Annotated in this window: 14 protein-coding genes; 8 read left to right on the forward strand and 6 right to left on the reverse strand. The window is 68.2% G+C overall.

Annotation, left to right across the window (positions count from 1 at the left end; translation table 11 throughout):
* Positions 1–34: 34 nt before the first annotated feature.
* From L3V85_RS23310 to L3V85_RS23325, 4 genes are all read right to left on the reverse strand, one after another.
* Positions 35–991, reverse strand: coding sequence for an alpha-E domain-containing protein (locus tag L3V85_RS23310; RefSeq protein ID WP_108139233.1), 957 nt, complete (start codon positions 989–991; stop codon positions 35–37).
* Positions 992–1004: 13 nt separating this feature from the next.
* On the reverse strand, positions 1005–2504 hold the full coding sequence (locus tag L3V85_RS23315; protein WP_237675069.1) for a circularly permuted type 2 ATP-grasp protein: 1500 nt from the start codon (positions 2502–2504) through the stop codon (positions 1005–1007).
* 99 nt (positions 2505–2603) lie between these two features.
* Entirely contained in the window at positions 2604–3452 is an 849-nt protein-coding gene (locus L3V85_RS23320; RefSeq protein ID WP_237675070.1) for an oxepin-CoA hydrolase, alternative type, read from the reverse strand.
* A 143-nt stretch (positions 3453–3595) separates the two neighbouring features.
* Positions 3596–6064 carry a DNA internalization-related competence protein ComEC/Rec2 gene (locus L3V85_RS23325; protein WP_237675071.1) on the reverse strand — a complete coding sequence of 823 codons (2469 nt, stop codon included), beginning with the start codon at positions 6062–6064 and terminating at the stop codon, positions 3596–3598.
* Between the two features lie 140 nt (positions 6065–6204).
* On the opposite strand from L3V85_RS23325, the gene L3V85_RS23330 reads away from it, so the two are divergent.
* The 7 genes from L3V85_RS23330 to L3V85_RS23360 all read left to right on the forward strand — a co-directional run bounded on the left by L3V85_RS23330 (position 6205) and on the right by L3V85_RS23360 (position 16262).
* Positions 6205–9732, forward strand: coding sequence for a DUF2126 domain-containing protein (locus L3V85_RS23330; RefSeq protein ID WP_237675072.1), 3528 nt, complete (start codon positions 6205–6207; stop codon positions 9730–9732).
* 64 nt (positions 9733–9796) lie between these two features.
* The gene (locus L3V85_RS23335) at positions 9797–12532 is read left to right on the forward strand and encodes a circularly permuted type 2 ATP-grasp protein (protein ID WP_237675073.1); all 2736 of its coding nucleotides are present in this window, start codon (positions 9797–9799) and stop codon (positions 12530–12532) included.
* Positions 12533–12654: 122 nt separating this feature from the next.
* The gene (locus L3V85_RS23340; protein ID WP_237675074.1) at positions 12655–13479 is read left to right on the forward strand and encodes a basic amino acid ABC transporter substrate-binding protein; all 825 of its coding nucleotides are present in this window, start codon (positions 12655–12657) and stop codon (positions 13477–13479) included.
* Positions 13480–13514: 35 nt separating this feature from the next.
* Complete coding sequence (locus tag L3V85_RS23345; protein ID WP_237675075.1) at positions 13515–14471, forward strand: transglutaminase family protein; 957 nt, start codon at positions 13515–13517, stop codon at positions 14469–14471.
* The gene (locus L3V85_RS23350; protein ID WP_237675076.1) at positions 14468–14926 is read left to right on the forward strand and encodes a RidA family protein; all 459 of its coding nucleotides are present in this window, start codon (positions 14468–14470) and stop codon (positions 14924–14926) included. Before L3V85_RS23345 ends, L3V85_RS23350 begins: the two co-directional genes overlap by 4 nt.
* 89 nt (positions 14927–15015) lie before the next feature.
* Complete coding sequence (locus tag L3V85_RS23355; protein ID WP_237675077.1) at positions 15016–15690, forward strand: hypothetical protein; 675 nt, start codon at positions 15016–15018, stop codon at positions 15688–15690.
* Positions 15687–16262: a nucleotidyltransferase family protein gene (locus L3V85_RS23360; RefSeq protein ID WP_237675078.1), complete on the forward strand. Its 576-nt coding sequence runs from the start codon at positions 15687–15689 to the stop codon at positions 16260–16262. Before L3V85_RS23355 ends, L3V85_RS23360 begins: the two co-directional genes overlap by 4 nt.
* Here L3V85_RS23360 and L3V85_RS23365 read toward each other — a convergent pair.
* Positions 16234–17241, reverse strand: a complete 1008-nt coding sequence (locus tag L3V85_RS23365) for a hypothetical protein (RefSeq protein WP_237675079.1) — start codon at positions 17239–17241, stop codon at positions 16234–16236. The genes L3V85_RS23360 and L3V85_RS23365 overlap by 29 nt on opposite strands.
* A complete protein-coding gene (locus L3V85_RS23370; protein WP_237675080.1) occupies positions 17238–18059 on the reverse strand; it encodes a hypothetical protein in 822 nt (273 codons plus the stop codon). The genes L3V85_RS23365 and L3V85_RS23370 overlap by 4 nt, the downstream gene beginning before the upstream one ends.
* 229 nt (positions 18060–18288) lie before the next feature.
* Between L3V85_RS23370 and L3V85_RS23375 the strand changes: the two genes are divergently transcribed.
* A complete protein-coding gene (locus L3V85_RS23375; RefSeq protein ID WP_237675081.1) occupies positions 18289–19299 on the forward strand; it encodes a CbrC family protein in 1011 nt (336 codons plus the stop codon).
* Positions 19300–19306: the final 7 nt, after the last annotated feature.

Below are 19306 nucleotides of genomic sequence, written 5' to 3' on the forward strand. Positions count from 1 at the left end.
AGCGCGCGGCCGGGACGGGCCCGGCGGTTGAAGGTCAGTGCGCCGGGACCAGGAAGTCCTGGCTGATGCGCCCGCCCAGTTCGTTCACCCGGTCGAGAAACTGCGTGAGGTAGGCATGCAGCCCGGTCGCGAGGATCTCGTCGACCCGCGCGTATTGCAGGTCGGCCAGCAGCTTGCCGGCGCGGCGCTGGGTTTCAGCGCTCTGTTCGTTCTGCACCTTCGCGAGGTTGTTGACCACCTCGACCAGGCTCGCATGCAGCGAGCGCGGCATGTCGGCGCGAAGAATCAACAGCTCGGCCACGCGCTCGGGCTTGATGACGTCGCGGTACACCTTGCGGTAGACCTCGAAGGCCGAGACGCTGCGAAGAATGGCGCTCCAGTGATAGAAGTCGTACTCCTGATCTTCCTCGGTGGCGGCGCCGAAGAACTCGCTGTTGAGCGCGTGGAACTTCACGTCGACCAGTCGCGCGGTGTTGTCGGCACGCTCGAGGAAAGTACCCAGGCGCGAGAAGTAGAAGGCCTCGTCCTGCAGCATGGTGCCGAGCGTGACGCCGCGCGACAGGTGCGAGCGAAACTTGACCCACTCGAAGAACTGGCCGGGGTCGCGCTCGAAGTCGCCCGAGCGCAGCATGCGGTTCACTTCGAGCCAGGTGGTGTTCTGCGTTTCCCAGGCTTCGGTGGTGAGCGCGCCGCGCACGGCGCGTGCGTTCTCGCGCGCGGCCTTCAGGCAGGAGACGATCGACGAGGCATTGCTCTCGTCCTTGACCATGAACTCCATCACTTCCTTGGGCGCGATCTGGTCGTACTTCTGGTTGTACCAGGGCAGCAGCTCGCTGATGGAGAGCACGCCCTGCCAGCCGTACTTGGCCACTTCGGCGGACTGCGGCAGCAGCGAGGTCTGGTAGTTGACGTCCAGCATGCGCGCCGTGTTCTCGGCGCGCTCGGTGTAGCGGGACATCCAGTAGAGATGGTCGGCGGTACGTGACAGCATCTTCGTCGTGCTCCTACAGCGATTGGCTTTGCGACTGCGCGGGCGCCGCCTTGGGCTTGGGTGCGCGGTCGGCTTCGAGAATCCAGGTGTCCTTGGTGCCGCCGCCCTGCGACGAATTGACCACCAGCGAGCCTTCCTTCAGCGCCACGCGCGTGAGGCCGCCGGGCACCATCTGCACCTCGCTGCCCGAGAGCACGAAGGGCCGCAGGTCGATGTGGCGCGGGGCGATGCCGGCGTCCACGAAGGTGGGCGAGGTCGACAGGCTCAGCGTGGGCTGGGCGATGTAGCCGTCGGGCTTGGCGATCACGGCCTTCTTGAAATCCTCGATCTCGGCCTGCGTGGCGGCCGGGCCGATCAGCATGCCGTAGCCGCCGGCGCCGTGCACTTCCTTGACGACCAGGTCCTTCATGTTGTCGAGCGTGTATTGCAGCTCGTCCTTGTTGCGGCACATGTAGGTGGGCACGTTCTTCAGGATCGGCTTTTCGCCGAGGTAGAACTCCACCATCTTCGGCACGTAGGGGTAGATCGACTTGTCGTCGGCCACGCCGGTGCCCACCGCATTGCAGATGACGACGTTGCCTTCGCGGTAGGCGCGCATCAGGCCCGCGCAGCCCAGCGTGGACGTGGGGCGGAACACCTCGGGGTCGAGGAAGTCGTCGTCTACGCGGCGGTAGATGACGTCCACGCGCTTGGGGCCGCGCGTGGTGCGCATGTAGACGAAGTTGTCCTTGACGAACAGGTCCTGCCCCTCGACCAGCTCCACGCCCATCTGCTGGGCGAGGAAGGCATGCTCGAAGTAGGCGCTGTTGTACATGCCGGGCGTGAGCACCACCACCGTGGGCTCGGCCGTGGCCGGCGGCGCGCTGGCGCGAAGCGTCTCGAGCAGCAGGTCGGGGTAATGCGCGACCGGGGCGATTCGGTTCTGGTTGAACAGCTCCGGGAAGAGCCGCATCATCATCTTGCGGTTTTCCAGCATGTAGCTCACGCCGCTGGGCACGCGCAGGTTGTCTTCGAGCACGTAGTACTCGCCGTTGCCCTGGGCATCCGGGGCGCGGACGATGTCGATGCCCGAGATGTTCGAGTAGACGTTGTGCGGCACGTTGACGCCCATCATCTCGGGGCGGAACTGCGCGTTGTTCAGGATCTGCTCGGCCGGGATGATGCCGGCCTTGATGATTTCCTGGTCGTGGTAGACGTCATGCAGGAAGCGGTTGAGCGCCGTGACGCGCTGCACCAGCCCCTTTTCCATGCTGTCCCACTCGTGGGCGGGGATGATGCGGGGCAGCAGGTCGAACGGGATGAGCCGCTCGGTGCCGGAACCGTCTTCGTCCTTCGCGCCGTAGACGGCAAAGGTGATACCGACCCGGCGGAAAATCATTTCCGCCTCTTCGCGCCGCGAACGCATCACCTCACCGGGTTGCTTCGCGAGCCATTGGTCGTAGCGCTTGTAATGCTGTCGGATCGCAGCCCCCGCATAGGGCAACTGCTCATACATCTCGTCGAATTTGTGCATGGAACGACCAATCTCCTTGAACCATAGCTTAGCAAGTTCGAGGCCAGTAGAACCCCTTATGCGAAGCCCGGAGACGGGTCGAAGTGCTTTTTTTCCTGGCTATTGCACGGTGCTTTCGGCCGGCGGCTTCTGCTTCTTGCGCGGCGAGAGAAATTCCTTGATGCGCTCCGCGCTCTCGTCGCCGTAGAGGCTAGCAACGGAAGACTCGCGCTCGGCGTCGAGCTGCTCGCGCCGGCTGCGGCCCCGCGCCGAATGCACGAGCTGCTTGATGCGCGCCTGCACCTCGAACGGCCCGCGCGACAACTGCTGCGCCCATTCGAGCGCCGTGGCGCAGGCCGTGCCGTGCGGCACCACCTTGTTGACCACGCCCCAGTCGTGCAACCGCTTCGCGCTGCAGGGCGTGCCGTCGAGCAGCATCTCCAGGGCGGCCTGCGACGGCAGGGAACGCACCAGCGAATCGGAGCCGCCGCCGTCTGGCGTGAGGCCGACATTGACGTAAGACATAGCGAACTTGGCGTCTTCCGCCGCCACGATCAGGTCGCAGGCCAGGCAGAGCGAAAAACCTCCCGCCACCGCCGCGCCCTCGACCGCCGCGATCACGGGCTGGGGCGCCTCCTGGATCGCCATGATCCATTCGTGCAGCGCCTCCAGGTGGCCGTGCTGCTCGGCCGCCGGCAGCCTTCGTTGCCGCGCCACCCGCCGCAGGTCGCCGCCGCCGCTGAAGTGCTCGCCCTCCCCGCACAGCACGATGGCGCGCACCGTGCGAAAGCCGGAGGTGGCCCGCAGCGCCTTGGCCGCCGCGCGGTAGACCGAGGGGTCGAGCGCATTGCGCGCGGCCGGGTTGCTGATGGTCAGCACCAGCACCGGACCCTCGCGGTGGGTCTTGAGCCGCGCGCCGGACGTGGACGCCGCGCTCGCGCTGGTGATGGTCGGGACGGCGGTCGTCATGGCGCGGGCCCGAAAAGCCGGCCCCGCCGGAAGCTGCTGCGATCGTGCATGGCATTCCCTTTGCGTTGTTTCAGGACCATACAACGCATCGGAGGCCTGCTGGCGCGACCTCAAAAATGAATACTTTTAGTTTATTTTGACAACTAGTTCACGATTTCGGCGCGCTCAGGCAGGCGATGCCGCCAGTAGCGGGCATGGCGCTCGCGCTCGCAGGCGACCTCGGCAGGCTGCGTGCTGCGCCAGTGGGCGGCGCCGCAGCGGGGGCTGTCGACCAACCGCACACCGTGCGCCGCGTACCGCGCCGACACCTCGGGCGCCGGGTGGCCGAAACGGTTGCGGTAGCCGGCCTGGACCAAGGCGATGCGCGGCTGCACGGCATCGAGGAACGTCTCGCTCGACGAAGTCTTGCTGCCGTGGTGGGGCACCAGCAACACGTCGGCGCGCAGTCGCGGCGTGCGCGCGATCAGCGCCGCCTCCTGCAGGCGCTCGACGTCGCCCGCCAGCAGCGCGGCGGCCCGGCCGTTGCCGATGCGCAGCACGCACGACACGGCATTGGGCTTGGCGGTAAAGGCCGGATAGTCGTCCGCCTCCGGGTGCAGCACTTCGAAGTCCACGCCGTCCCAGTGCCAGCGTTGTCCGGCTTCGCAGCGTTTCGCCGGACGCAAGGCCTGCAGCGCATGCGAGGCCTCGATCGAACTCAGCAATTCCGCTTGCGCCTGCATCGCCAGCACCGCCTGTGCACCGCCCGTATGGTCGGTGTCGCGGTGGCTCAGCACCAGCATGTCGAGGCGCTCTCCGTAGGCACGCAGCAGCGGCACGAGCACGCGATGCCCGGCATCGCTTTCCAGGCTGTAGCGCGGGCCGGTGTCGTACAGCAGGCTGTGCGTGGCGGTGCGAACCAGCACCGCGTTGCCCTGCCCGATGTCGGCGGCCAGCAATTCGAACTCCCCTGTTGCCGGACGCGGCGCCTGCCACAGCAGCACCGGCAGCAGGAACGGCACGCCGACGGCGCGCAACGACCACGGCAGGCGCATCGCGAGCAGAGCACCGCCGCCCACGCCGCAAGCAGCCATCCACCAGGGCGGAGTGGCCATCGACAGCGTGGCAAGCGGCAGACCGGCGCACCACTGCAGCAACACCGAAAGCACATGCACGGCCCAGGCGGCCGCATCCCACAGCGGCGCGAAGGCCACGCCCAACATCGCCAGCGGCGTGACGACCAGCGTGACCCACGGAATCGCGACCGCATTGGCCAGCAGGCCGACCAGCGACACCTGCTGGAACAGCAGCAGGCTCAGCGGCGCAAGCGCCAGCGTGATGACCCACTGCTCGCGAAAGAAGCCCAGCAGGCGCGACGAAGCCCCCGCGCGCGGCTCGCCGGGCACCGACGCATCGGTGGCGAACAGCACGCCCACCGCCACGAAGCTGAGCCAGAAGCCGGCCTGCATCAGCGCCCACGGATCGAGCGCCACAACCACCGCCGCCGTCAGCAGCCACACATGCGGCCACGGCCAGCGCCTGCCGGTGAGCCGCAGCACCGCGACCGTCGCGAGCATCCACACCGTGCGCTGCGAGGGCACGCCCCAGCCGCTGAAGAGCGCATAGAGCCCGGCCAGCAGCACACCGCCGACCAGCGCGGCCTGCTGCGCAGGAAGGCCCAGCATCAGTCGCGGGCTGCGCCGCCACAGCCAGCCCACGACACGCGACGCCAGCCACGCAAACATGGTGACGTGAAGACCCGAGATCGACATCAGGTGCGCCACGCCGGTGGCACGGAACACGTCCCAGCCCGCCCGGTCGATGGCCTGCTGGTCGCCCGTGACCAGCGCCGCGATCACGCCGGCCCGCGCGCGGTCGGGCACGCGCTCGAAGATCGCGTCGCGCACGGCTTCGCGCGCACGCTCGACCGGATGCAGCCAAGTGACGGCGATGCGCTCGGGCACGGCATCCCGCGTGCCGGCGCGCACATAGCCGTTGGCCTGAATGCCCTGCTCCCAGGCCCACAGCTCGCCGTCGAAGCCGAAGGGATTGACGTTGCCGTGCGGCGCCTTCAGGCGCACGGCAAGCCGCCATCGCTCGCCGGCATGCAAGGGGCCGACCGGGTTCGCGGACGCGGCCTTGCCGCCGGAAGATCGGCCCCACAGGCCGGTGTTCTCCGCGTACCAGCCGAGGGCGATTCGGTCGGGAACCGCCAATGGCTCGGCGACGGACGCGTCGGCCCAGCGCGCGGATTCGACATCGAGACGGAACCGTGTTCCAGCCTCGTTGCGCTGCGGCATCTCCGCGACGACACCGGTGACAACGAGGTCGCGCCCCTCGACCGCCGGCGCCAGCGCGCCACCCGCATGGACCACCGCACGCCACCCCGCGAGCCCCGCACCTGCCATGGCTCCGCACAGCAGTGCGAGCGTCATGGCCCACAGGCGCCTGTCGAAGAAAGAAGGCCATCGCCAGAGCCACGCGATGGCCACCAGCAGCAGGGCGGCATAGACCCATGCGGGCCAGAGCGCCGGCTGCTGCAATTGCAGGGCCGCGCCAAGCAGCGATCCGGCCAACGCAACGAAGCCCAGTGAGCCGCCCGCGGCACGGCCCGACGCGCGAAATCGCGTCACGAAAGTACGTCCGAACACATGATGCAAACCCTCCCAAACTCACGCTCAGTGGCGCGTTAATTGCTAAGCATCTCGGCTAGTATGCGTCTCACCAGAGACATCTTTTCGATGCAATCTGCCAGTACTGCACACAAAAACGCATGTCCATTCACGCCGCTCTCCACCACGTCACCCACTACAAGTACGACCGCCTGGTGCAGCTGGGCCCCCAGGTCGTGCGCTTGCGTCCCGCGCCGCATTGCCGCAGCAACGTCATCTCGTATTCGCTGCGGGTCGAGCCCGCCGAGCACTTCGTCAACTGGATGCAGGACCCGTTCGCCAACTACCAGGCGCGGCTGGTGTTCCCCGAGAAGACACGCGAGTTCAAGGTCACGGTCGACCTCGTGGTCGAGATGGCGGTCTACAACCCCTTCGACTTCTTCCTCGAGCCGCAGGCCGAGAACTTCCCCTTCAAGTACACGGCCTCGCAGGCCGAAGAGCTTGCGCCCTACCTCGTGGCCGATCCGGTCACGCCGCTGCTGGAGGCCTACCTGGACAAGGTCGACCGCAAGGAACAGCGCACCATCGACTTCCTGGTCGGCATCAACCAGCAGGTCCAGAAAGACGTCAACTACCTGATCCGCATGGAGCCCGGCGTGCAGACGCCGGAAGAAACGCTGACCAACGGCAGCGGCTCCTGCCGCGACTCGGGCTGGCTGCTGGTTCAGCTGCTGCGCCACTGCGGGCTGGCCGCGCGTTTCGTCTCGGGTTACCTGATCCAGCTCACCCCCGACGTGAAGGCGCTCGACGGCCCGAGCGGCACCACGGTCGACTTCACCGACCTGCACGCCTGGTGCGAGGTGTTCCTGCCGGGCGCGGGCTGGATCGGCCTCGACGCCACTTCGGGCCTCTTGGCCGGCGAAGGCCACATCCCGCTGGCCTGCACGCCCACGCCATCGAGCGCCGCGCCCATCGAGGGCGGCGTGGATGAATCCGAGGTCGAGTTCGGCCATGAGATGAAGGTCACGCGCATCTACGAATCGCCGCGCGTCACCAAGCCCTACACCGAAGAGCAATGGGCCGAGGTGCTGACCCTCGGCGACGCCGTCGATGCGCGCCTGAAGGCCGGCGACGTGCGGCTCACGATGGGCGGCGAGCCGACCTACGTGGCCACCAGCGACCGCGACGCGCCCGAATGGAACACCGACGCCCTCGGCCCCACCAAGCGCGGCTACGCCACCGAACTCGTTCACAAGCTGCGCGCCGAATACGGTAAGGGCGGCTTCCTGCATTTCGGCCAGGGCAAGTGGTATCCGGGCGAGCAACTGCCGCGCTGGGCACTGTCGATCTTCTGGCGCGCCGACGGCCAGACGCTGTGGCACGACCCCGACCTGTTCGCGGACGAACGCTTTCCCACCCACTACACCAGCGAAGACGCGCGCCGCTTCACCACCGTGCTGGCGCACAAGCTGGGCCTGACCGAGCGCTACATCCAGCCCGGCTACGAAGACATCTACTACTACCTCTGGCGCGAACGCCGCCTGCCGGTGAACGTCGACCCTTTCGACTCGAAGCTCGACGACGAACTCGAACGCGTGCGCCTGCGCCGCGTGTTCACGCAGAAGCTCGATGCGGTGATCGGCTACATGCTGCCCATCGAGCCCGGCAATGCGAACGGCGACGCGCCCGCGCTGGCAGGCCCGGCCTGGAAGACCGGCCCCTGGTTCCTGCGCGACGACCGGCTCTACCTGATCCCCGGCGATTCGCCCATGGGCTACCGCCTGCCGCTCGACTCGCAGCCTTGGGCCAGCAAGGGCGACTACCCCTACCTGATCGAGCGCGACCCGACGGCGCCGCGCGGCGCATTGCCCAGCGCGGCCGACTACCGCGCACGCTATGCCGTCTCCGCCCCGGGCAACGGCGGCGCGAACGGCACGGGCGCCAGCCTCGGCGACGTGCCCTATGCCTTCGGCACGCCGCCGGTGGTGCCCGCCTCGCTGCGCATGCAGTCGCCGGGCAGTGCCGGTGAAGGCGATGCGGCAGCCACAGCAGCCGACGGTGCGGCCGACCGGTCCGCCACCCGCCAGCCGTTGCGCGGCGAATCCGCCCACTGGGTCACGCGCACCGCGCTGTGCGTCGAAGTGCGCGACCCGCGCCGCGCCAACGGCCCCGCGGCCGAGAAGAAGGGCAATGCCTCCGGCGTGCTCTATGTCTTCATGCCGCCGCTCGCGCGGCTGGAGGACTACCTCGACCTCGTTGCCGCCGTGGAGGCCACCGCGCGCGACCTGGGCGTGCGCATCGTGATGGAAGGCTATCCGCCGCCGCGCGATCCGCGCCTGAAGATGCTGGCCGTCACGCCCGACCCCGGCGTGATCGAAGTCAACATCCACCCGGCCCACAACTGGAAGGAACTGGTCGCCCACACCGAGTTCCTCTACAACGCCGCATTCGAGACCCGCCTGTCGGCCGAGAAGTTCATGACCGACGGGCGCCACACCGGCACCGGCGGCGGCAACCACTTCGTGATGGGCGGCGCCACGCCCGCCGACAGCCCCTTCCTGCGCCGGCCCGAGCTGCTGGCCAGCCTGCTGCTCTATTGGCACAACCATCCGTCGCTGAGCTACCTTTTCTCGGGCATGTTCATCGGCCCGACCAGCCAGGCGCCGCGCGTGGACGAGGCCCGCAACGACCAGGTCTACGAGCTTGAAATTGCCCTGAAGGAAATCGCGAAGAACCGCGAGATCTACGGCCAGAACATGCCCGCGTGGCTGGTCGATCGCACGCTGCGCAACATCCTGATCGACGTGTCGGGCAACACGCACCGCAGCGAGTTCTGCATCGACAAGCTGTATTCGCCCGACTCCAGCACCGGCCGACTCGGCCTGCTGGAGCTGCGCGCCTTCGAGATGCCGCCGCATGCGCGCATGAGCATCGCGCAGCAGCTGCTCATCCGCGCGCTGGTGGCCCGCTTCTGGGACGAGCCCTACAAGGCGCCCGTCACCCGCTGGGGCACCGAGCTGCACGACCGCTTCCTGCTGCCGACCTTCGTCAAGATGGACTTCGACGACGTCATCAGCGAGATGCGCCAGGCCGGCTTCGCCTTCGATCCCGACTGGTTCGCGCCGCACTTCGAGTTCCGCTTCCCGCTGGTCGGCCAGATGCAGGCCATGGGCGTGGAACTGTCGCTGCGCAACGCGCTGGAGCCCTGGCACGTGATGGGCGAGGAAGGCTCGGCCGGCGGCACAGTGCGCTATGTCGATTCGTCGCTCGAGCGCATCGAAGTGCGCGTGACCGGGCTGAACGAAAGCCGCCATGTCGTCACCGTCAACGGCAAGGTGCTGCCGCTGCAACCCACCGGCGTGACGGGCGAATTCGTGGCCGGCGTGCGCTACAAGGCCTGGAACCCGCCCTCGGCGCTGCACCCCAGCATCAAGGCCCATGCGCCCCTGACCTTCGACCTGGTCGACACCTGGATGAAGCGTTCGCTGGGCGGCTGCCAGTATTTCGTCGCCCACCCGGGCGGGCGCAACTACGACACCTTCCCCGTCAACGCCTACGAGGCCGAGAGCCGCCGCCATTCGCGCTTCACGCGCACCGGCCACACGCCCGGACTCATGCGCACGCCGCCGGCCACCATCGAGCTGCCGGGCAGCCGCGAGTTTCCGTTCACGCTCGACCTGCGGCGCTGAAGGGGACGCCTACCACACTGCCGGAGCGGCCATGCCGTGACGGCGGTGTGACAATCCCCCTCCTGTGGAACCCTTGAACGAATCCCTGTTCGGCGCCCAGGCACTGGAATTTCCAGCGGCCCTGGCGTCGGCGCTCGCCCCGGCCGCCCAACCCGGACACTTCGATGAATTGCGTGGGCAGGCCACGCCGGTCGCGGCCCAGCGCCCGGCGGCGGCAGGCTCGACAGCGCCCGCCACCCCGCAGGCCCCGCTGCTGTACGACGCCACGGCGGAACAGCGGCTCGCGCCTTCGCAATCCCAGTCGCAGTCTCAATCGCAGTCCCCGGCGCCTTCCGGCGAGCAACCGCCGCTCACGCCCGCCTGGCACGACTTCTTCGAGCAGCTCGGCCCGGGCGGCTTCAACGACCTGCCCCGGCGCGCCGTCAGCCTGGAGCGGCAGATCCGCGACAACGGCGTCACCTACAACGTCTACGCCGACGCCAACGGTCCGCAGCGGCCCTGGTCGCTCGACCTGTTCCCGCTGATCGTCTCGCCCGAGAGCTGGAGCCAGATCGAGGCCGGCGTGCTGCAGCGCGTGCGCGTGCTCGACCGGGTGATGGCCGACGTCTACGGCCCGCAGCAGCTGCTGGCCGAAGGGCTCATTCCGCCGGCGCTGGTGCGCGGCCACCCCGGCTACCTGCGCGCCCTGCACGGCGTGAAGCCGCCGGGCGACACCTGGCTGCACATCACCGCCTTCGACCTCGCGCGCGGCCCCGACGGCAACTGGTGGGTGGTGTCGCAGCGCACGCAGGCGCCCTCGGGCCTGGGCTACCTGCTGGAAAACCGCCTGGCCATCACGCGGCAGTTTCCGCAGGCCTTCGAGGCCCTGCAGGTGCAGCGCCTGGCCGCCACCTACAGCGCCATGATGGAAGGCCTGCAGCGCATGTGCCCGGCCGGCGTGCCGCCGCACATCGCGCTGCTCACGCCCGGCCCGTACAACGAAACCTACTTCGAGCACGCCTACCTCGCGCGCTACCTGGGCATCACGCTGGTCGAGGGCAGCGACCTCACCGTGCGCGACCAGCGGCTCTACCTCAAGACGCTGCAGGGCCTGCGCCCGGTGCACGGCCTCATCAAGCGGCTGGACGACCAGTTCCTCGACCCGCTGGAGCTGCGGCCCGACTCCACGCTCGGCGTGCCCGGCCTGCTGCAGGCCATTCGCGCCGGCAACGTGCTCGTGGCCAACATGCCGGGCTCGGCCTTCCTGGAATCGCCGGCGCTGCTCGGCTTCCTGCCGGGGCTGGCGCGCCGCCTGATCGGCGAGAAGCTCAAGCTGCCCGCGCTGCCCACTTGGTGGTGCGGCGAGCGCGCCGCGCTCGAGGCCGTGCTGCCGCAGCTGGGCGACTGCGCCATCAAGCCAACCTACCCCGGCTTCGACGGCCGCGCCAGTTTCGACGCGGTGCTCGGCAGCCAGCTCGGCCGGCGCGAACTCGACGAATGGGCCGGCCGCATCGTGCGCGAGGGCGACGTCCACACCGTGCAGGGCTACCAGCCGTTGTCGCAGATGCCCACCTGGGCCAACGACATGGGCCCGGGCCACATCGCGCCGCGCGCTGTGATGCTGCGCGTGTTCGCGGTGAGCGACGGCGCGCAGTCGTGGCGCGTGCTGCCCGGCGGCCTGGCGCGGCTCGCGGGGCCCGATGCGCAGATCGCCTCCATGCAGCGCGGCGGCAGCAGCGCCGACGTGTGGGTGCAGACCCACGGCGAAGTCGACCGCACCACGCTGCTGCAGCCGCACGCCACGCCGGCCTCGCTGGCGCGGCACCGCGCGCCCGTGACCAGCCGCGCCGCCGAGAACATGTTCTGGCTCGGCCGCTACACCGAGCGCGCCGAGAACGCGGTGCGCATGGCGCGCCTCACGCTCAACCTGCTGGGCGGCGAAGACCAGTCGTCGCGCCCGCTGCTCGAATGGCTGCACCGCGTGGCGCTGCGCAATGCGCTGGTGCCGGCCGAGGTGCCGAGCGCGCCCAAGTCGCGCCGCGTGTTCGAGCGCGCGCTGATTGCCGAGCTGGGCGACGTCGAGCGCGGCGGCAGCGTCGGCTTCAGCCTCAGGTGCATACGGCAGGCCGCGGCCGCGGTGCGCGAGCGGCTGTCGCAGGACAACTGGAACCAGATCGTTCGCGCCGAAACCGACTTCCTGCGCCGCGCCGCCGAGCAGGCGGGCGAAGGCAGCTTCGCCAGCAGCGCCGCGCTGCGCGCGCTCGAATCCGCCAGCACCGCGCTGGCCGCCATGACCGGCGCGCAGACCGACCGCATGACGCGCGACGACGCCTGGCGGCTGCTGTCGATCGGCCGGCACATCGAGCGCCTGGGCTTTTTGGCGAACGCGCTGCAGGCCGGCTTCGAGAACGGCGCGGTGCACGAGGTCAGCGGCTTCGAGGCGATGGTGGCGCTGTTCGACAGCACCATCACCTTCCATGCGCGCTACCAGCAGCGCCGCGACGTCGCCACCATGGTCGACCTGCTGGTGCTCGACGCCGAGAACCCGCGCTCGCTCGCCTGGGTCACGCAGACGCTGCGCGGGCGCATCGCGCGGCTGGCCGGCAGCGCGCCGGGCAAGCTCACGGCCCTGTCTTACGAGCTGCCCGACCCGGCCAGCTGGACGCTCGAACACCTCTGCGCGGCGGGACCGGACGCCAACTATCCAGCGCTGGTCGAGCTGCTCGCCAACTGCGAATCGGCCGCGTATCACGTGTCCGACGCCATCGGCACGCGCTACTTCACGCTCACTTCGGAATCGCTGCGCTCGGTCGGCGCGTGAACTGGCTCTCCCCCATGCTTCGCGCACTTCGTGTCGCTTCGCACTCCCCCTCACCGGGGGCAACGCCTGCGGCCCGGCAAAGCCGGTTCCGCGGCGTTTCCCGATAAATCCAGGAGACATCCATGCTCAGCAACATCATCAACCGCCGCTTCGCACTCACTACCGCCGCGCTGCTCACGGCCCTGGCCATCGCCGGCTGCGGCAAGCAGGAAGCAGCCGCGCCCGCCGCCTCCGCCAGCGCACCGCCTCCGCCGGCCGCCGCGCGCGTGCTCGTGGTCGGCACCGACGCCGCCTACACACCCTTCGAATCGCAGAACGACAAGGGCGACGTGGTGGGCTTCGACATCGACGTGGTGAAGGCGGTCGCGCAGAAGGCCGGGCTCGAGGTCAAGTTCGTCAACACGCCGTGGGAAGGCATCTTCAATTCGCTCGACCAGGGCGACCGCGACCTGCTGGTGTCGGCCATCACCATCACCGACGAGCGCCGCCAAACCATGGACTTCTCGCAGCCGTACTTCGACGCCAAGCAACTGATCGCCGTCAAGAGCGATTCGCCGGTCGCCAAGTTCGAGGACATCAAGAACCTGAAGGTCGGCGTGCAGAACGGCACCACCGGCGACGAAGTCGTGGGCAAGCTGCTGGGCAAGTCGAGCACCGCCATCAAGCGCTTCGAGTCGACCCCGCTCGCACTCAAGGAGCTGGAAGCCGGCGGCGTGCAGGCCGTGGTGGCCGACAACGGCGTGATCGTGCACTACCTCGCGAACAACGCGGCAGGCGGCTTCAAGACGGTGAGCGACGCGAGCTTCCCGGTCGAGAAGTACGGCATTGCCGTGAAGAAGGGCAACGCCGAATTGCTCGCCAAGATCAACCAGGGCCTCGAAGCGATTCGCACCGACGGCACCTACGCCAAGATCTACGCCTCGCACTTCGGCGCCGAGTCGAAGTAAGCGGGCAAGTAGCCAACGAGCCAGGGGCGAACGCCATGCTGCTGCACGTCACCCACGAAACCCGCTACGAATACGCACCGCCGGTAGAGACGGCACAGCACCTGGCCCACCTGAAGCCGCTGGCCACCGACTCGCAGCGCCTGGTGAGCCACAAGCTCTCCATCGACCCGCCGCCCGCGCAGCGCAGCGAGCAGGCCGACCTGTACGGCAACACGCGCGCCTTCTTCGCGCTCGAGGCCACGCACGACAAGCTGGTCGTCACCGCCGAGAGCGTGGTCGAGACCTCGGTGCCCGTGCTGCCGCCGGCCGTGGCGCGCGAGCTTCCGTGGGAGTCGGTGCGCGAGCGCTTCCGCTTCCGCAAGGACGCCACCTTCGACGCCGCCTCGGAGTTCGTCTTTCCGTCGCCCTACGTGCCCCGGCACGACGACTTCACCGCCTACGCGCGCGCCAGTTTCGTACCCGGCCGTCCCGCCTTCGACGTGGCGATGGACCTCACCGAGCGCATGTACGAGGACTTCGCCTACGACGCCGACAGCACAGAGATCAATACGCCCGCCGTGGAAGCCCTCGCGCAGCGCAAGGGCGTGTGCCAGGACTTCGCCCACATCATGATCGCGTGCTTTCGCACCATGGGCCTGCCGGCGCGTTACGTGAGCGGCTACCTGCTCACGCAGCCGCCGCCCGGCCAGCCCCGGCTGGTGGGCGCCGACGCGTCGCACGCCTGGGTGTCGGTGTACCTGCCCGGCGAGGGCAACAGTGCCGGCGGCTGGGCCGACTTCGACCCCACCAACGGCCGCCAGCCCGGCGAGGACTACGTCACGCTGGCCATCGGCCGCGACTACTCCGACGTGTCGCCGATGCGCGGCGTACTCCATGGCGGCGCAAGGCACACGCTGAGGGTCGGCGTGACCGTGCAGCCGGTGGGGGAAGTGCTCGAGGCGGTTCCGCAAACACAGACACAATCGCAATCCCAAGACAAGGAGTCTCCATGAGCGTTTACGACAAACTTTCCAGCCTCGGCATCACCCTGCCCCCGGTCGCCGCCCCCGCCGCCGCCTACGTGCCCTTCGTGCAGACCGGCAACCTCGTGTTCCTCTCGGGCCATATCGCCAAGAAGGACGGCAAGGTATGGGCCGGCCAACTGGGCGCCAACATCGGCACCGAAGAAGGCAAGCAGGCCGCACGCGCCATCGCCATCGACCTGCTGGGCACGCTGCACGCCGCCGTGGGCGACCTGAACAAGGTCAAGCGCATCGTCAAGGTCATGAGCCTCGTGAACTCGGTCGGCACCTTCACCGAACAGCATCTGGTGACCAACGGCGCGAGCGAATTCTTCGCCGAAGTCTTCGGCCCCGAAAAGGGCGCGCATGCCCGCAGCGCCTTCGGCGTGGCGCAGATCCCGATGGGCGCCTGCGTGGAAATCGAGCTGATCGCCGAGATCGGCTGATCACGTTGTTTTAGTCCCGGCCCGGCGCCAGCGCCGGGCCACACCCTATACCCAGAGCCGCCACAGCGGCCAGAAGAGGAGGCTTCGTCATGGGAGTGGCGCAAGCAGGCATCGCATTCCGGCCCGCCCGAAAAATCGGGAACCTGAAGGCCTTCGTGGCTCAGGTCGTGGGCAATCCCGTCGAAGAGATACCGCACCCGGACATCGGCCAGTTCGACATCCGCAATGCGAGCGACATCATGGTCCAGAACTTCGACGGCGCGATCTTCATCTGCAACGGCGCCATCGCGTGGCCGCACCTCGAAGACACGCGCAGCGACGTCGCCGCACTTCATGCGCGCCTTGGTGCACCCGAATCTTTCATGGTGTTCTGCCATTACGCCTCGGGCGGCAGCTTCGGCTATGCCTTCATCGACAACGGCATGCGCACACGTTCCAGACTGCAGACCATGGCGCAGCCGCGGCTGCCCCCGTTGATCGAGTACGGAACGCCAACGGCCATCGAGAGCCGCTGGCTCGACGCACCGTCGTACCTGGAAGACGACGACTGCCCACCCGAGGAACGCCAGCGCATCTTCTATCTCGAGAATCCTCCCGCCGATGTCTCCGAGTACGGGCTGACGCAGCAAATCCTTTTCGAGGCATTGGAACAACGCTTCGGCGTCTGCCCCTGGGCCACGAAAATCGAACCGATCTATCGCTTCTACAAGGTACGCAAAAAGCGTTTCTGGTGGCAGCACCTGTTCGGCAAGCGCAAGCCGTGAGCCCCGAAGCACTGATCGCCGAGGCGATGCGGGACCCGGTCAATGCCGCACTGATGGCGCGCTTGCCGGCACTTGCGCTTCCCCAAGGCTTTCTCACCGCCGGCTGCCTCTTCCAGGCCGCATGGAACCACACGGCCGGCCGGCCGCCGGGCTGGGGCGTGAAGGACTACGACGTCTTCTACTTCGACGACAGCGACCTGTCGTGGGAAGCTGAAGACGCCGTCATCCGCCGCGTGAACGAAGCCGTCGCCGACCTGGGCGCGACCGTCGAGGTCAAGAACCAGGCGCGCGTGCACCTCTGGTACGAGCAGCGCTTCAAGGCGCACTACCCGCGCCTGCGGTCCGCGCGCGACGGCATCGACCGCTACCTCATCGCCTGCACCCGCGTGGGCATCGACCTGGCCGACGGCTCGCTCTACGCGCCTGACGGGCTCGGCGACTTGTCTGCCGGCATCCTGCGAATGAACCCGCTGCTGCCGATGCCGGAAATGTTCGCCGTGAAGGCGCGCGACTACCAGTCGCGCTGGCCCTGGCTTCGCATCGTCACTTGCGCTTCCAGCTCGACACCGTGATGAACACGCCGGTCTCCTTCGCATCGCGCAGCCGCACGGTGTAGCGGCCCGCACCGTCGGTGCCGCTGAACACGACCTCGCGCTCGCTGTCGCCGGCTTCCAGGCTCGCGCCCTTGGCCAGTTCACGATAAGTGGCGAGCAGGTCGTCGAATGCCGCGTAGCTGCGCAGCGTCACTTCGGCATCGGGCCAGCGGGCGCCCTTGAGCCGGGCGTTCTCGCGGTCGGTGTACATGGGCTTGCCGGCCAAGCCCTTGGGTATCACGACCTTGCCGGCACTGGCGGTGCTGTTCACTTCCCCCGTCTGCACCAGCAGCGGCTTCAGCGAGGCCGGAAAGCCTGGCGGCAACTGCGCGTCGCGCCAGCCCGGCGCAGTCGGCTGACCCGCGACGTATTCGACGCTCGCGATCTTCTGCGCGGCCGCGGCTTCCGCCGGATCGTCGCTTTCCGCCATCAGCGCGTGATACGAGGGCAGCGTCCTGGCCCAGGCGATCAGCGGTTCGGCATCCGACGGCTTGGCGTCGGCGGGATGGAAGATCGTCAGCACGGCCTGCGGGTCGGGGTTGCACACCTTGGGCTTGTCGCGCTCGGTGGACGCGCGGCAGTGGCCATTGACCAGCCCCAGCGCCAGCAGGCTCCCGTCGCCGTCGAGCAGCAGCGCCGAGCGTTCCTCGCCGTGGCCTTCGCCGCTCACCGACGCGATCACCGTGCGCCCGTCGGGCCACACGGTGCGCGTGATGTCGAAGCGCGAGCGCATGCCGTCCAGTACCTGCGCGGCGATGAGCGTGTCGCCCTCGGTGTAGCTGCCGCGCGCATAGCCGACCATCGCAATCACGGCGCCGCGGATCTTCGGCTGCTCGCTGAGCTTCAGCCGGGGTGGAGGCAGCTCGGTCGTGACGGGCGCCGCATGCACCGGGGCGATGAGCGTGCAGGCAAGCAGCAGCAACGCCAGGGTGTTCTTCGTTGAATTCAGCACGCTCATTCGGCGATCTCGATTTCGATGTTGGTGATGGCCGGCATGTCGCGCGGCACCTTGGCGTTGACGGAGAAGGCAATGCCCTTGAGGCTGCCGAGCACGTAACCCGAGCGCTCGTCCACTTCCGACTGCATGCCCTCGAGCGGCGGCGACAGCTTCTTGTAGAACGCGAGCACCTGCGCCACGCTGTCGACGGTCTGCAGGCGCAGCACGCGCTTGGCCTTTGCATCGCTCAGGGCGTCCTGCGCGGTGCGGTAGACCACCGCCCTGGGGTAGAGCGGCACGGCGGCCGAAAAGCCCTTCGGTCGCGCGACCGGCAGGGCCTTGGTGTGCGCGGCGTCCATGGTCGTGTATTCGGTCTTCTCGAACTTCTCTTCCTCGCCGGAGTCCAGGTCTTCCTTCGGCACCTTGCCGCTCCATTCGACCAGCGGCTGCGCCTGTGCGCGGTCGATGCCGGGGCGCAGGAAGATCGACAGCACCGCGTGCTGGTCATCGCGGCACCCCTTGGAAGCCGAGTTCACGCCGCATTCGCGGTGCGCCAGCGCGGCAGCCAGCACCTCGCCATTGCGGTCATCCACCAGCACGGCGGAACGCTCGCTGCCGCCGTTCGGCAGGCGGTACGACGACAACACGCGGCGGCCACCCGGCAGCGCCTGCTGCTGACGATGGCGCGGCGATGCCAGTCCGGCGATCAACTGTTCTGCCAGCAGGCCTTCGGGCCAGTAGTAGGAGCCCGATGCCAGCCCCGCGAAAGCCGTGATGGCGCGGTCGAGCGAAGGGGCCTGCGCGGCTTCCGATGCCTTCTCGGTATCGGGTACGAGCACGAGCTGAGGCGTGGATGCGGCGCAGACGGTGGCAGCGGACAGGGTAAGAAAAAAGGAGGAAAGCGCGAGTCGGAATCTGAAAGGCATCAAGGAAAGAAGAAAAGAAGGAGCGTTGCGCTCCGGGCGGGCTGCGTGCAGCCGCGAAGAGAAATGCCTCGACGATTCTAGAAGGCGCGCGAGTGGCCGCACGGTCTTCGGCATACTGCGACCTGGTCCTTCATTCTTCGCCATGAATCGACAAGCCCTGCCCCCGCCCGCACCGGACAGCGCACTGCGCGCCCTCGAAGAAAAACTTGGCGCCGCCCTGCCTCCGGTCCTGCGAAGCCGCTACGCCGCCTCCAACGGCGGCAGCTTCGGCGATCCCCGCAAACGCGATGCCGAGTGGCAGCTGCACCCGGTCTTCGACGCCAGCGACCGCAAGCAGATGAAGCGCACCGCCGAAGACGTTGTGCACTACACAAGGCTCGCACTTCAGAACGAACGCTTTCCACGCGACGGCATCAGCATTGCGCACGACTACTCGATGTACCGGCAGCTCTTCGTGCGCCGCGATCCCGCGAGCGGCACCATCGCCGACGACATCCTGCTGTTCGACGCGCACACCGGCGAATGGTCCGCGCCCTATGCCACCGACCTGCAGGCGGCCATCGACCAGGCCCGCGTGCCGGAGGCCGTGCAGCCCGACCCCGCGCGTGCGCTACCCGTGTTCCGCTACTACGCCGACCCGTTCGAATCGGGCGTGATGCGCACGTCCGGCGAAACCTGCCAATGCTGCGGCCAGGCCACCGGCTACATCTACGGCGGCAGCTTCTACGCCGTGGCCGACGAATCGCATTTCTGCCCGTGGTGCATCGCCGATGGCTCGGCCGCGAAGAAGTTCGACGGCGAATTCAACGACGCCGCCGGCGTGGGCATGGACGAGGTCGATTTGCCCATGCGCATCGTCGAAGAAGTGTCGCAACGCACGCCCAGCTTCTTCACCTGGCAACAGGAACGCTGGTGGGCGCACTGCAACGACGCGGGCCGCTTTCTCGGAGAGATCGAGCACGCCGACCGCGCGCTGCTCGCGTCGCAGCCGGCTGAAGACTTCGTGCGCGAGACCTGCGAAGCGGTGCACCTCGATGCCGGCGAAGGCTGGCAATGGCTGCTCGACACGCCCTCGCGCGATCGCAGCTTCGCGGTGTTCGTCTTCGGCTGCCTGCACTGCGGCAAGGTCGGCGGCTACGTCGACCACAGCTGACGCAGCC

Origin of the sequence: Variovorax paradoxus, assembly GCF_022009635.1 — a bacterium.
Classification (GTDB): Bacteria; Pseudomonadota; Gammaproteobacteria; order Burkholderiales; family Burkholderiaceae_C; genus Variovorax.